This is a genomic window from Streptomyces sp. NBC_01190, assembly GCF_045039895.1.
In the GTDB taxonomy this organism is placed as follows: domain Bacteria; phylum Actinomycetota; class Actinomycetes; order Streptomycetales; family Streptomycetaceae; genus Actinacidiphila.
This window is the reverse complement of the sequence record NZ_CP108580.1, coordinates 973,089-988,109: the sequence shown is the minus strand read 5'-3', so window position 1 is coordinate 988,109 and position 15,021 is coordinate 973,089. Positions and strand designations below refer to the sequence as shown.

At 69.9% G+C, this 15,021-nt stretch carries 8 protein-coding genes; 6 read left to right on the top strand and 2 right to left on the bottom strand.

The features are described 5' to 3' along the window. Positions 1 to 441 precede the first annotated feature (441 nt). The 5 genes from OG519_RS04235 (at position 442) to OG519_RS04215 (ending at position 9,606) form a co-directional block, all read left to right on the top strand. Positions 442 to 4,734: a discoidin domain-containing protein gene (locus tag OG519_RS04235; protein ID WP_405578820.1), complete on the top strand. Its 4,293-nt coding sequence runs from the start codon at positions 442 to 444 to the stop codon at positions 4,732 to 4,734. 252 nt (positions 4,735 to 4,986) lie between these two features. After that, positions 4,987 to 6,423 carry a ricin-type beta-trefoil lectin domain protein gene (locus tag OG519_RS04230; RefSeq protein ID WP_405578818.1) on the top strand — a complete coding sequence of 479 codons (1,437 nt, stop codon included), beginning with the start codon at positions 4,987 to 4,989 and terminating at the stop codon, positions 6,421 to 6,423. A gap of 177 nt (positions 6,424 to 6,600) precedes the next feature. After that, positions 6,601 to 7,116, top strand: a complete 516-nt coding sequence (locus tag OG519_RS04225; protein ID WP_405578815.1) for a DUF664 domain-containing protein — start codon at positions 6,601 to 6,603, stop codon at positions 7,114 to 7,116. A gap of 97 nt (positions 7,117 to 7,213) precedes the next feature. Beyond that, entirely contained in the window at positions 7,214 to 9,025 is a 1,812-nt protein-coding gene (locus tag OG519_RS04220; RefSeq protein WP_405578813.1) for an MFS transporter, read from the top strand. Between the two features lie 41 nt (positions 9,026 to 9,066). Beyond that, entirely contained in the window at positions 9,067 to 9,606 is a 540-nt protein-coding gene (locus OG519_RS04215; RefSeq protein ID WP_405578810.1) for a MarR family winged helix-turn-helix transcriptional regulator, read from the top strand. A 49-nt stretch (positions 9,607 to 9,655) separates the two neighbouring features. On the opposite strand, the gene OG519_RS04210 is transcribed toward OG519_RS04215, so the two are convergent. Further along, positions 9,656 to 11,191, bottom strand: coding sequence for an MFS transporter (locus tag OG519_RS04210; RefSeq protein WP_405578808.1), 1,536 nt, complete (start codon positions 11,189 to 11,191; stop codon positions 9,656 to 9,658). A gap of 302 nt (positions 11,192 to 11,493) precedes the next feature. Here OG519_RS04210 and pgm point away from each other — a divergent pair, with 302 nt between their 5' ends. After that, entirely contained in the window at positions 11,494 to 13,134 is a 1,641-nt protein-coding gene (pgm, locus tag OG519_RS04205) for a phosphoglucomutase (alpha-D-glucose-1,6-bisphosphate-dependent) (protein ID WP_405578805.1), read from the top strand. Positions 13,135 to 13,237: 103 nt separating this feature from the next. Here pgm and OG519_RS04200 read toward each other — a convergent pair whose 3' ends face one another. Next, on the bottom strand, positions 13,238 to 15,004 hold the full coding sequence (locus tag OG519_RS04200) for an ABC transporter ATP-binding protein (RefSeq protein ID WP_405578803.1): 1,767 nt from the start codon (positions 15,002 to 15,004) through the stop codon (positions 13,238 to 13,240). Positions 15,005 to 15,021: the final 17 nt, after the last annotated feature.

Here is a 15,021-nt window from a genome sequence, read left to right as displayed (position 1 = left end):
CCGGCCAAGCCGACCGTCCCCGCGCCGACCCGTGCGGCCCCACGCGGCCCCGCGCCGCCCCGCTTGAGGGCCCCGCGCCCCGCCCATCCCGGCGGGGCGGCGTTTTTTGATGTTTTAGATGTTCGTGACGTTCGTGACGTTTCCGGCGTTTCTGATGTTTCTGACGTTTCTGGCGCTCCGAACGGGAATGCCCGGGGGTGGCGTCCGGGGGGCCGCGGCGGGCGGCCCGACTTCCTTTGCCGAGACATGAATCGTTGCCTTCCGAGGCGTAGACGCCGCCGTAGCGCGTCTGTAACACTCTGCCAACACGCGCGCAAATTATGAGCAGAATAACGATGGATCTGTATGGGAAGAGCGCAACTTCATCTGCTCAACCCGCACGTTCCAGATTGTCGAGTAGTTCGTCTCCTGATCTTCCGGACAACGACATAGAGGGACGCTATGAGATTGAAGCGCTCCGTACCACGGCTGACGGCAGGGGTGATCGCTGCCAGCCTGCTGTTCCTGGGCGGGCAGGCGCTCCCCGCCGCGGCCGCGGGGGGAACGAATCCGGCGGCCGGCACGACCGACAAGGCGGTCTCGGCCAGCAGCACCGACGGCGGCAACTCCGCCGCCCATCTCAACGACGGCAACCAGAACTCCTACTGGCAGAGCTCGGGCAAGAGCCTCCCGCAGTGGGCGCAGCTCGATCTGGGCAAGGTCACCCGCATCGACCAGGTGCAGCTCAAGGTGCCGGCCTCCTGGAGCAGCCGCACCGAGACCCTCTCGCTCCAGACGAGTGTGGACGGCGCGAGCTTCGAGACACTGACCAGCTCGGCGAAGTACACCTTCAAGCCGTCGTCGGGCAATACGGTCAAGATCTCCTTCCCGGCCTCCAGGGCGCGCTTCGTGCGGGCCGACGTCACGGCCAACTCCGCGGCCAAGACGGCGCAGCTCTCCGAGATCACCGTCAAGGCCGCCGCCGCCTCGACCGTCAATCTCGCCCTCAACCGCTCGACCCTCGACTCGGGCCACTCCGACGTCTACACCTCGGGCAACGCCGTCGACGGTGACGCGAACACCTACTGGGAGAGCGTCAACAGCGCCTTCCCGCAGACCCTTCGCGTCGACCTCGGCAGCGCGGTGCCGGTCAACCAGGTGGTGCTGAAGCTGCCGCCGGCCACCGCTTGGGCGACCCGGACGCAGACCCTCGCCGTGCAGGGCAGCACCGACGGGACCAACTTCACCACCATCGTCGCCTCGGCGGGTTACGTCTTCAACCCGTCGTCGGCGAACACCGTGACGATCCCGTTCAACACCGTCACCACCCGATACGTCCGGCTCAACATCACCGGGAACACGGGCTGGCCGGCCGGCCAGATATCCGAGTTCGAGGTGTACGGGCCGACCACCGGTGACACCACCGCGCCGAGCGCGCCGAGCAACCTGGCGTACACCCAGCCGGCCTCCGGCCAGATCAAGCTGACCTGGAGCGCGTCGACCGACAACGTCGGCGTCACCGGCTACGACATCTACGCCAACGGCACCCTGCGCACCTCGGTCGGCAACGTGCTGACGTACACCGACAGCCAGTCGGACGGCGCCACGGTCACCTACACGGTGAAGGCCAGAGACGCGGCGGGCAACCAGTCGTCGGCCAGCAACAGCGTGACCCGCACCGGCACCTCGGGCGACACGCAGGCGCCGTCCGCGCCGAGCAACCTGGCGTACACCCAGCCGGCCTCCGGCCAGATCAAGCTGACCTGGAGCGCGGCCAGCGACAACGTCGCCGTCACCGGCTACGAGGTCTTCGCCAACGGCGCCCTGGTCACCACCACCGCGGGCAACGTGCTGACGTACACCGACAGCCAGTCGGACAGCACCACGGTCACCTACACCGTGAAGGCGAAGGACGCGGCCGGCAACGAGTCGTCCAGCAGCAACGCGGTCACCCGCACCGGCAGCACGCCCACCGGGGGCACCAACCAGGCGGTCGGCAAGCCGATCACCGCCAACAACGTGGTGCAGACCTTCGTCGCGGCCAACGCCAACGACGGCAGCACCTCGACCTACTGGGAGGGCAGCGGCTACCCCGGCACGCTGACCGTGTCCCTGGGCGCCAACGTGGACACCAGCTCCGTGGTGGTCAAGCTGAACCCGGACGCCTCGTGGGGCAACCGCACCCAGACCATCGCGGTCTCCGGCCGGGAGCAGAGCTCCAGCACCTTCACCCAGCTCTCGCCCGCGACCGCGTACACCTTCAACCCGTCCACCGGTAACTCCATCACCATCCCGGTCTCCGGCCGGGTCGCGGACGTCCGCCTGACCTTCACCTCGAACACCGGGGCCGGCGGCGGACAGGTCGCGGAGTTCCAGGTCATCGGCGTACCGGGACCGAACCCGGACCTGACGGTCACCGGGCTCACCGCGTCCCCGACGGCGCCCATCGAGACCGACCCGATCACCCTCAACGCCACGGTGAAGAACATCGGCACCAACGCGTCGGCGGCGACCAACGTCAACTTCTACCTCGGCACCACCAAGGTCGGCACCGCGAACGTCGGCGCGCTCGCGGCCGGCGCCAGCACCACCGCCTCGCTCAACATCGGGGCCAAGGACGCGGCGACCTACCAGCTCACCGCCAAGGTCGACGAGGCCAACACGGTCGTCGAGCAGAACGAGACCAACAACAGCTACACCAGCTCGACCGGTCTCGTGGTCAAGCCGGTCGACACCTCCGACCTGGTCGCCTCGCCGGTCGCCTGGTCGCCGGGCAACCCGTCGGCGGGCAACAACGTCACCTTCACGGTGGCGATCAAGAACCAGGGCACCGTCGCCTCGGCGGGCGGCTCGCACGGCATCACGCTGTCGATCCTCGACGCCACCAGCGGCAGCGTCGTCAAGACGCTCACCGGCTCCTACAGCGGCACCCTGGCCCCCGGAGCCACCAGCGCACCGGTCAGCCTGGGCAGTTGGACGGCGGTCAACGGCAAGTACACCGTCAAGACGGTGATCGCCGTGGACACCAACGAGGTCTCCACCAAGCAGGCCAACAACACCAGCAACCTCTCCTTCTTCGTGGGTCGCGGCGCCAACATGCCGTACGACAACTACGAGGCGGAGGACGGCGTGCTCGGCGGCGGCGCGACGGTCCTCGGGCCGAACCGCACCATCGGCGACCCCGCCGGTGAGGCGTCGGGACGCAAGGCCGTGAATCTGTCGGCCAACGGCTCCTCGGTGTCCTTCACCACCCGCTCCAGCACCAACACCCTGGTGACACGCTTCAACATCCCGGACGGCACCAGCTCCTCGACGCTGGACATCTATGTCGACGGCACCCTGCTGAAGGCGATCACCCTCAACCCGAAGTACGAGTGGCTCTACGGCGACGAGACCAGCCCGGGCAACTCGGCCGGCTCCGGCGCCCCCCGCCACATCTACGACGAGGCCAACGTGCTGCTCGGGACGACCGTCCCGGCCGGCCATGTCATCAAGTTGCAGAAGGACTCGGCGAACACCGCCTCCTACTACAACATCGACTTCGTGCAGTTCGAGCAGGCGACCGCGGTCGCCAACCCGGACGCGACCAAGTACGTCGTGCCGGCCGGCTTCACCCAGCAGGACGTGCAGAACGCGCTGGACACCGCACGGCAGGACACCACCAAGCTCGGTGTCTACCTGCCGGCCGGTGACTACTCGACGGCCAACAAGTTCACCGTCTACGGACGGGCGATCAAGGTGGTCGGCGCCGGTCCCTGGTTCACCCGCTTCTACACCCCGCAGACCCAGGAGAACACCGACGGCGGCTTCTCGCTCCAGTCGGGCTCCGACGGGTCGAGCTTCACCGGGTTCGCCTTCTTCGGCAACTACACCAGCCGGATCGACGGTCCCGGCAAGGTGTTCGACCTCACCGGGGTCTCCAACCTCACCATCGACAACCTGTGGATCGAGCACACCATCTGCGGTGTCTGGGCCACGAACGTCGACAACTCGACGATCACCAACCTCCGGATCCGGGACACCTTCGCGGACGGTGTCAACCTCACCAACGGCAGCAGTGGCAACCTGGTCAGCAACGACGAGGCCAGGACGACCGGTGACGACAGCTTCGCGCTGTTCCCCGCCACCGACCACTCCTCGGATCAGGAAGTGAACAACACCTTCCAGAACCTCACGGTGGAGACCACGTGGCGTGCCGCGGGTCTGGCCGTATACGGCGGTGGCGGCAACAAGTTCAGCAACCTGTACATCGCGGACACGCTGACGTACTCCGGTATCACCATCGGTTCGCTCCAGTTCGGCGGGATCCCGGCCCTCGGGTTCGAGTCCTCGCCGCAGACCACCTTCGACAACATCTCGCTGGTGCGGGACGGCGGTCACTTCTGGGGCGGTCAGACGTTCCCGGGGCTGTGGATCTACTCCGCGGAGTTCAAGCTCCAGGGGCTGCGGATCAGCAACGTGGACATCTCGGATCCGACCTACTCCGGGATCATGTTCCAGACCAAGTGGAACGGCAGCACCTCGCTCAACCCGATCACGGACACGGTGTTCACCAACATCACCGTCACCGGCGCCCACAAGAGCGGTGACGCCTACGACGCCAAGTCCGGCTTCGGTCTGTGGGCCAACCCGCAGCCCGAGGCGGGCCAGGGCCCGGCGGTCGGCTCGGTCACCTTCAACGGGCTGCACGAGAGCGACAACGCGGTGGACATCCAGAACACCGCGCCCAACTTCACCATCACCGTCAACAACTAGCCTCATCTGACCGCAGGTGAGCGGTAGTGCCCGGTGCGCCCGCGTTCGACTTCTGAACGCGGGCGCACCTCGTGTGTTACCGGCGGGACAACACGCCGAAACCCAGGTTCAGTTGCTGAAACCGGGGGGGTTGACGCGGCATTGGTCTAGTCCTACGGTCCTCTCGGACGCAGACAGTCACGTCGGCGTTCCTCGTTCATTCATCTGAATGTGACGGGCAAGGCTGTCCGCTACCGGAAGGCCCATCCCCCCATGAGACAACCGCGTCTCCGGCTCAAGGCGCTCGGCGCCCTGATCGCCGCCCCGGCGCTCGCCGCCGGCGTCCTGCTGGCCACCGGCGGTACGGCCCAGGCCGCCGCCAACCCCGGCTCCGGCTTCCCCGCACACTACGCGGCCCCCTACGCCGAAGTGTGGAACTCGCCGTCGGCCCTGGCCACCGTCAAGAACGCCACCGGCCTGAAGTACTTCACCCTCGCCTTCGTCATCGACGGCGGCGGCTGCAACGCCACCTTCAACGGTGACACCTCGATCACCGACGCCAGCTGGACCTCGGCGATCAACAGCCTGCGCAGCGGCGGCGGCGACGTCATCGCCTCCTTCGGCGGTGCGTCCGGCACGGAGATCGGCATCTCCTGTACCTCGGTCTCCGCGCTGGAGACCCAGTACAAGCGGGTCATCGACGGGCTGAACCTGACCCGGCTCGACTTCGACATCGAAGGCAGCGCGCTGAACAACACCGCCGCCAACGACCGGCGCAACCAGGCGCTCGCCGACCTCCAGGCGCAGTACGCGGCGGCCGGCAAGCGGCTCGACGTGGACTACACCCTGCCGGTCGACCCGACCGGCCTGGAGTCCAACTCGATCAGCCTGCTGAACAACGCCAAGAGCCACGGTCTGAACGTCAACCTCGTCAACATCATGACGATGGACTACGGATCGGCGATGGACATGGGCAACGCCGCGATCAGCGCGGCACAGGGTCTGCACACCCAGCTCGGCCAGATATGGAACACCAAGACCTCCGCCCAGCTCTGGGCGATGGAGGGCAACACGCCGATGATCGGCGTGAACGACACCTCCAGCGAGATCTTCTCCACCTCCGATGCCACGGACCTGACCAACTTCGCCAAGACCAACGGCATCCAGGAACTGTCCTTCTGGTCGCTCGGCCGCGACAAGGCCTGCGCCACCAACGGCGGCAGCGCGCAGGACGGTTGCAGCGGCACCTCGCAGTCGCAGTACCAGTTCTCCAGCATCGAGAACGGCATCACCGGCGGCACCACCACCCCGCCGCCCACCGGCGGCGCCACCGGCCCGATCCTCTCCGGCTACGCCGGCAAGTGTGTCGACGTCAACGCCGCCTCCACCGCCAACGGCACCGCGGTCCAGCTCTACGACTGCAACGGCACCACCGCGCAGTCGTGGACCGTGGGCAGCGACGGGACGCTCCGCTCGCTCGGCAAGTGCATGGACGTGACCTCGGCCGGCACCGCCAACGGCACCAAGGTGGACCTGTACGACTGCAACGGCACGGGCTCGCAGGTCTGGCAGAAGTCCGGCCTCACGCTGGTCAACCCGCAGTCCGGCAAGTGCCTGGACGCCACCGGGCCCAGCTCGGCGAACCTGACCAGGCTCCAGATCTGGACCTGTGCGGGCGCCGCCAACCAGCAGTGGACGCTGCCTTCCTGACAGCTCCCGCGGCGCACCCCTGAACAGCGACCGGTCCCGGGCGGGAAGATCGACACCCGCCCGGGACCGGACGTTGTGCGGCAGGAGGCCGGCGGCCGATCATGGACCGACCACTGATCCGGCACGGATCGGCCACCGATCGACCCGGACCAACGACCCGATCGCCCCAGGAGCGCCATGAACACCGCGGAACTGCTCAGCGACGCCTTCGGCCGGATCCAGGAGGCGGTGCACGCCGCCGTCGACGGCCTGACCGCCGAGGAACTCGCCGAACGCGTCGACCCCGGCGCCAATTCGGTCGCCTGGCTGGTCTGGCACCTCGCCCGGGTCCAGGACGACCATGTCGCGGACGTCGCGGGCGACGAGCAGATCTGGACCGCGCAGGGCTGGTACGACCGCTTCGACCTGCCCTTCCCCGCCGACTCCATCGGCTACGGCGACACCGCCGAGGACGTGGCCCGGGTGGACGTCGCCGACCCCGCGCTGCTCACCGGCTACTACGACGCCGTGCACCGGCGGACGCTCACCTATGTGGCCGCTCTGCGCGACGCCGATCTCGACCGGATCGTGGACCGCCGCTGGAACCCGCCGGTCACCCTCGGGGTCCGGCTGGTCAGCGTGCTCGACGACGACCTCGAGCACGCGGGGCAGGCGGCCTTCGTACGCGGCGTGCTGCTGCGGCGCCGGGCGTGACGCCTCCTACCCGGTCGGCGGCCGCGGCCGGGCGATGTTAGAGTTTTACTTAACCTAAGTTAAGTAACTGCTCTCCGGGTGGGGTGTGAACCGTCCAATGGCGACCGAAGACGCGACACGTATACCGCGGCGTACACCGCGGATCGACGCCGATCATCCGCACTACAAGTGGGTCGCGCTGTCCAACACCACGCTGGGCATGCTCATCGCGACCATCAACTCGTCGATCGTGCTCATCTCGCTGCCGGCGATCTTCACCGGGATCCGGCTCGACCCCCTGCAACCCGGCAACGTCAGCTATCTGCTGTGGATGCTGATGGGCTACATGCTGGTCACCGCGGTGCTGGTGGTGACCCTCGGCCGGCTCGGCGACATCCTCGGCCGGGTGAAGATCTACAACTCCGGCTTCCTGATCTTCACCGTCACCTCGGTGATCCTCTCGGTCGACCCGATGCACGGCGGCGGCGGCGCGCTCTGGCTGATCGGCTGGCGCGTCGCGCAGGCGGTCGGCGGCTCCATGCTGATGGCCAACTCGGCGGCGATCATCACCGACGCCTTCCCGGCCCGCCAGCGCGGTATGGCGCTCGGCGTCAACATGGTGGCCGGTATCGCCGGCTCCTTCATCGGGCTGGTCCTCGGTGGCCTGCTCGCCGAGTGGAACTGGCGCTCCATCTTCTGGGTGAACGTGCCGATCGGCCTGGTCGGCACCGTCTGGGCCTACCGCTCGCTGCACGACACCGGCGTCCGCCGCCCGGCCAAGATGGACTGGTGGGGCAACATCAGCTTCGCCGTCGGTCTGACCGCGCTGCTCGCCGGCATCACCTACGGCATCCAGCCCTACGGCGGCCACACCATGGGCTGGACCAACCCCTGGGTGCTCGCGGGACTGATCGGCGGCGTCGTCATGCTGGTGGCGTTCTGCCTGATCGAGTCCAAGGTCGCCCAGCCGATGTTCCCGCTCGCGCTCTTCCGCAACCGGACCTTCGCCGGCGGCAACGCGGCCACCCTGCTGGGCTCCATCGCCCGAGGCGGCCTCCAGTTCATGCTGATCATCTGGCTCCAGGGCATCTGGCTGCCGCTGCACGGCTACGACTACGCCGACACCCCGCTGTGGGCGGGCATCTATCTGCTGCCGCTGACCATCGGCTTCCTCGCCGCCGGCCCGATCGCCGGTTATCTGTCGGACCGGTACGGCGCCCGGCTCTTCGCCGCCGCGGGCTTCGTGGTGATGGCGATCTCCTTCGGCGGCCTGCTGCTGCTGCCCACCGACTTCAACTACTGGGTCTTCGCCCTGGTGATCTTCCTCAACGGGCTCGGCGGCGGCCTGTTCGCCGCGCCGAACACCTCGATCATCATGGCGAGCGTGCCGGCCGAGGCCCGGGGCGCCGCCTCCGGGATGCGGGCCACCTTCCAGAACGCCGGCATGGTGCTGTCCATCGGTGTGTTCTTCTCGCTGATGGTGGCCGGCCTCGCCCGCTCCCTGCCGCACACCCTCAGCACCGGTCTGGCCGCTCAGGGCGTGCCCGCGGCCAACGCCCACCAGGTCGCGGCGCTGCCACCGGTCGGCACCCTCTTCGCCGCCTTCCTCGGCTACAACCCGATCCAGCAGCTGCTCGGCCCGGACATCCTCGGCAAACTCCCGTCGGTCAACGCGCACACCCTCACCGGCCGGGAGTTCTTCCCGCACCTGATCTCCGGACCCTTCCACGACGGCCTGGTCGTGGTGTTCGGACTGGCGATCGTGATGTCCCTCGTCGCGGCGGCCGCTTCGCTGATCCGGGCCAGGCCCACCCGCGCGGCCGCCGTGGTCGCCACGGATGGGACGATCGCTGAAACACCGGGCGCGACACCCGGCGCGGCACCCGGCACGACGGCGGGCACGCCGGCCGGCGCCGCCAAGGAGAACTGACCGCGCGGTACGCGGTACCGCATCGAGGAGGACGCCCCGCCATGACCCGCGAGACCCACGGGGGCGGGGCGTCCGCCGCCGCGCAGCCGCCGGCGCCAGGACCCGACGCCCCGGCCGACACCCCATCGGAGCGGTCACCCGGCCCCTCGTCCCCCGACGTGGCCCGGCTGCGGCTGCTCATCGCCCGGCTCTACCGGCAGATGGCCCAGGCGTCGGGCGACGACCTCAACCTCACCTACGCGCAACTGTCCGCGCTCGCCCGGGTCGAGGAGCACGGCCCGCTGCGACTCGGCGAACTCGCCGCGTACGAACAGGTCGCCGCGCCGTCGCTGACCCGTACCGTAGGACCGCTCGCCGCCGCCGGGCTGATCAGCAAGGCGCCCGACCCGTCGGACGGCCGCTCCTGGCTGGTCAGCATCGCCCCGGCCGGCTCCGATCTGCTGGTCCGGATCCGCCGCGAGCGGTCCGAACTGCTCGCCCGCCGGATGTCCCGGCTCACCCCGCGGCAGAGCGCCGCGCTCCAGGCCGCCCTGCCCGTACTGGAACAACTGCTCACCGAACCGGACGACCGTACGCCCTGAGCGGCCGGTCGGCCCGTCGGGCGGCCGGCTCAGGGCCAGGGCGGCCGGCTCAGCGCGCCGCCTTGTGGGCCCCCGGTTCCAGCGGCGGGGTCGGATAGGCGCAGTGCGCGCGGCACTCGGGCGCGGCCCGCGGCGGCTCGTCCTCGTCCACGCCCACCTCGCGCAGCGGCCCGGCCGGCACCAGCACCGCGGCCAGCAGCCCGGTGATCCCACACAGCCCGGCGCAGATGTACATCGCCTTGCCGAAGGCGACATCCACCTTGTGCGGCGAACGGTAGGCCTGGTTCGACAGGCCGATCGCCAGCGGCAGCGCGGCCACCACCAGCAGTTGGGCCACCCGCGCGGCGGCGTTGTTGACCCCGCTGGCGACACCCGAGTGGTCCACCCGCACCGAGGCCAGCACCGTCGCGGTCAGCGGCGCCACGAACATGCTCATGCCCAGACCCTGGACCACCACGGCCGGCAGCACCTCCGTGAAGTACCCGGCGGAGCCCGGCGAGATCCGGGTGAGCAGCAGCAGCCCCACTCCGGTGATCAGCGGCCCCAGGGTCAGCAGCGGACGCGGCCCGATCCGCTGGGCGAGTCCGCCGGCCGGCGCGGACAGCACCAGCAGCAGCACGGTCACCGGCAGCGTGGCGACGCCGGCCCGCAGCGCGCTGTAGCCGGCCGCGATCTGCAACTCCACCGGCAGCAGGAAGAACACCCCGCCGATCGCCGCGTACAGACACACCGTCAGTACGTTCATCGAGGTGAACAGCTTGGAGGAGAACACCGACAGCGGCAGCATCGGATGCTCGCGCCGGCCCTCGACCCGGACGAACACCACCCCGCAGACCACGCCCAGCACGGCCGGCACGATCACCCGGAGCACCCAGGACAGGGAGACATGCCCGGAGGCGGAGATCAGCGCGTAGGTGATGCCGGCCAGGCTCAGCGCGGCCAGCGCCCCGCCGCCGACGTCGAAGGACCCCGCGGCGCCCCGGTCCCGGCTCTCCGGCACGTGCCGCAGCGCGACGGCGACCACGACCGCGGCGATCGGCACGTTGATGAAGAAGATCCACCGCCAGCCCGGCCCGTCCACCAGATAGCCGCCGAGAAACGGCCCCACCGCGCCCGCGACGCCGCCCAGGCCCGACCAGGCCCCCACCGCCTTCGCCCGGTCCTCCTGCCGGAAGGTGGACTGGACCAGCGCCAGCGAACCCGGCGTCAGCAGCGCGCCGCCCACCCCCTGGAGGGCGCGGGCCGCGATCAGCATCGCGCTGTCCTGGGCGATGCCGCACAGCGCCGAGGCGAGCGCGAACCAGACCACCCCGATGACGAACACCCGCCGCCGCCCGTAGCGGTCGCCGAGGCTGCCGCCGAGCAGGATCAGCCCGGCCAGCGTGAGCAGATAGCCGTTGACCGTCCATTGCAGATCGGCCAGCGACGAGCCCAGATCCTCGCCGATCCGGGGGAGCGCGATATTGACGACCGTGCCGTCGAGCAGCGCCATGCCGGAGCCGAGCACCGAGCACGCCAGCACCCACCGGCCCCTCGGCGACGCCAGCCGTACCCCCGCGGAAGCGGGCAGCTCAACCGCGGTCATCGCATCCGCCTCTCCCTCGCGGCGGACCATCGTGCGATGCCCGCCAAAGCGTGACCACCTTAGCGTTGAGGCGGCCGGCCGGGCTGTGCCCGGGTCGGTCCTGGCCGCCTCTTCCCGGTTGCTCCCGCTCTCTCCGGTCCTTGTCGGTCCTTGTCGGCCCGCGCCCGCCGTGCCCGGTCGCCCTGGATCGCGCGGACACGTGAAAATGGGGAACGCGATGGACGGGACCGGCCGCGGCGCGGCACGGTACCGCCGATCGACCAACCGAACAGCTCAGCCAACGCCGACACAAGGAGACGCGGATGCCGCACGAGCGTGCCGGAACACCGGCCCGGCCGGAGGACCTGGTGGACGTCGCCCGACTGGTCACCGCCTACTACGCTCTGCACCCCGACCCCGGCGAGGCCGCCCAGCGGGTCGCCTTCGGCACCTCGGGGCACCGGGGTTCGGCCCTGGCCACCGCCTTCAACGAGGACCACATCGCCGCCACCAGCCAGGCGATCTGCGAGTACCGGGCCCGGCAGGGCACCACCGGGCCGCTCTTCCTCGGCGCCGACACCCACGCGCTCTCCGAACCCGCCCGGGTGACCGCCCTCGAGGTCTTCGCCGCCAACGAGGTCACCGTGCTGATCGACCAGGGCGACGGCTGGACCCCGACCCCGGCGGTCTCGCACGCCATCCTCGCCCACAACCGGGGCCGCGACGACGCACTCGCCGACGGTGTGGTGGTGACCCCCTCGCACAACCCGCCGGCCGACGGCGGCTTCAAGTACAACCCGCCGACCGGGGGGCCCGCCGCCTCCGACGCCACCGGCTGGATCCAGGACCGCGCCAACACCCTGATCGCCGACGGCCTGAAGGGCGTCCGCCGCATCCCCTACGCCCGGGCGCTGGCCGCCGACACCACCGGCCGCTACGACTTCCTCGGCGTCTACGTGGACGACCTGCCCTCGGTGCTCGACCTGGACGCGGTGCGCGGCTCGGGACTGCGCATCGGCGCCGACCCGCTCGGCGGCGCCTCGGTCGACTACTGGGGCCGGATCGCCGAGACCCACCGGCTGGACCTGACGGTGGTCAACCCCTACGCCGATCCCACCTGGCGGTTCATGACGCTCGACTGGGACGGCAAGATCCGGATGGACTGCTCCTCGCCGTACGCCATGGCGTCGCTGATCGCCCGCAAAGACGAGTACGGCATCGCCACCGGAAACGACGCGGACGCCGACCGGCACGGCATCGTCACCCCCGACGGCGGGCTGATGAACCCCAACCACTACCTCGCGGTGGCCATCTCCTACCTCGTCGGGCACCGCGACCAGTGGGGCAAGGACCTGGCCATCGGCAAGACACTGGTGTCGTCCTCGATGATCGACAAGGTGGTGGCCGGGCTCGGCCGAACGCTCACCGAAGTCCCGGTCGGCTTCAAGTGGTTCGTCGACGGACTACTTGGCGGCACCCTGGCCTTCGGCGGCGAGGAGTCGGCCGGCGCGTCCTTCCTGCGGCGCGACGGCGGCGTCTGGACCACCGACAAGGACGGCATCCTGCTGGCCCTGCTCGCCGCCGAGATCACGGCGGTCACCGGCCGCACCCCCTCCGAGCACTACACCGACCTCACCGCCGAGTTCGGCGCGCCCGCCTACGCCAGGATCGACGCGCCCGCCGACCGCGAACAGAAGGCCGTGCTCGCCAAGCTCTCGCCCGAGCAGGTGCCGGCCGAGGAGCTGGCCGGGGAGCGGGTCACCGCGGTGCTCACCGAGGCGCCGGGCAACGGCGCCCCGCTCGGCGGCCTCAAGGTCTGCACCGACAACGCCTGGTTCGCCGCCCGCCCCTCGGGCACCGAGGACGTCTACAAGGTGTACGCCGAGTCCTTCCTCGGCGCCGACCACCTGGCGAAGGTGCAGGAAGAGGCGCAGTCGATCGTCTCGGCCGCGCTCGGCGGCTGACCGGGCGGTCCCGTCCACCGCGGGGCCGGCCGGCGATTGACCCGCCGGCCGGCCCCGCGCCTCTGCTGGTCGCCTCTCCCGGTCGCGGCTCCTGGTGGCGGCGTCAGGCCAGTTGGGCGGCCTGGAGCCCGGCGTACGCGCCACCGCCGCGCAGCAGCTCGCCGTGCGATCCGATCTCCACGATCCGGCCGTCGTCCAGGACGACGATCCGGTCCGCGTTCCTGATCGTGGACAGCCGGTGCGCCACCACGAAAACGGTGCGGCCGCGCACCAGCCGGGTCAGCGCCTGCTGGACCAGTGCCTCCGAGCGCGAGTCGAGCGCCGAGGTGGCCTCGTCCAGGATCAGCACCCGCGGGTCGCGGATCAGCGCCCGGGCGATGGCCAGCCGCTGCTTCTGGCCGCCGGACAGCCGGGCGCCCCGCTCGCCGACCACCGTGTCCAGACCGTGCGGCAGCCGGTCGACGAACTCCAGCGCGTTGGCGTCCCGCAGGGCCGCGACCACTCGCTCGTCGGCGACGTCCGTCATGCCGTAGGTGACGTTCTCCCGGATGCTGCCCTCGAAGAGGATCGACTCCTGCGGCACCACCGACAGCCAACTGCGGTAGTCGCGCAGGTCCAGCGTCTCCATGTCCGCGCCGTCCAGCAGGATGCGGCCCTCGGTGGGCCGCAGGAAGCCGATCACCAGGTTGAGCACCGTGGACTTGCCCGCGCCCGAGCCGCCGACCAGCGCGATCGTCTCCCCGGGGCGTACGTCCAGATCGAAGCCGGTCAGCGAGGGACGGTCGCTCTCCGGGTAGGTGAGAGCGACACCGCGGAACTCGAAGTGGCCCACCACGCCCGTCACCGGGGCCTTGCCGTCGTTCTGCTCCAGGTCGGGGGCCTGGAGCACCTCGCCGATGGAACGGACCGACTCCAGGCCCTTGCCGATCTGCGGGGTCAGGGTGAGCAGCGTGGTGACCGAGGCGGTCAGGCTGGAGAAGTAGGCGCTCAGCATGACCACGGTGCCGGGCGTGACGTTCAGCCAGCCGTAGTAGGCGACCAGCGCCGAGCCCGACAGGCAGGCGACGCCGATGGAGTTGAGCAGGATCCAGGCGATCGACCCGAACCAGCCGTTCAGCCGGTCCAGCCGCAGCCCGGCGTGCAGCACCTCGCCGAGGGTGCGGTCCACCCGGTGCAGGGCGGCGGTCTCCAGCCCGTGCGCCCGGGTGATCGGGATCAGCGCGGTCATCTCGGTGACCCGGGAGGAGAGGATCTCCACCTGCTGGCGAAACGATTCGTTGCGGGCCCGCAGCCGCTGACGCAGCTTCACCACCAGCATCGCGGAGGCCGGCACCACGACCAGGAAGACCGGCAGGAAGGCGGGTGCCTGGATCCCGATGACCAGCAGCCCGCCGGAGAGCGTCGCGACGGCCGCGAGCCCGTTGTCCGCGGTCTGCTGGGCGGCGGTCTCGATGGCCTCCACGTCCCTGATCACCTTGGCCTGCAACACCCCGGCGCTGACCCGGGAGTGATAGCCGATCGAGAGCTGCTGCATACGGTGGCAGAGCGCGGTGCGCAGCCGGGTGCCGGTACGGCGGATCGAGCCCTGCATACAGCGCACATAGGCGAGGTGCAGGGGGAGATTGAGCAGCAGGATCACCAGCAGGATCGCGGAGTTCCACCAGAGCACGGATATCGGCTGGTGCTGGACCACCACATCGATGACGTTGGCGGTGATCAGCGGCAGCAGCCAGACCGGGGTGTGCTTGCAGAAGAAGGCGAGTACGGCCAGTGCGACCCGGCCCCGGTCGGGATGGAAGAGGTAGCGGAGGGTACGGACGGGGTGCTCGCCACGGTAGCGGTGGCTGAGGGTGCCTTCCGGCAACGCCATTGCGGGGCTCCTCGAAT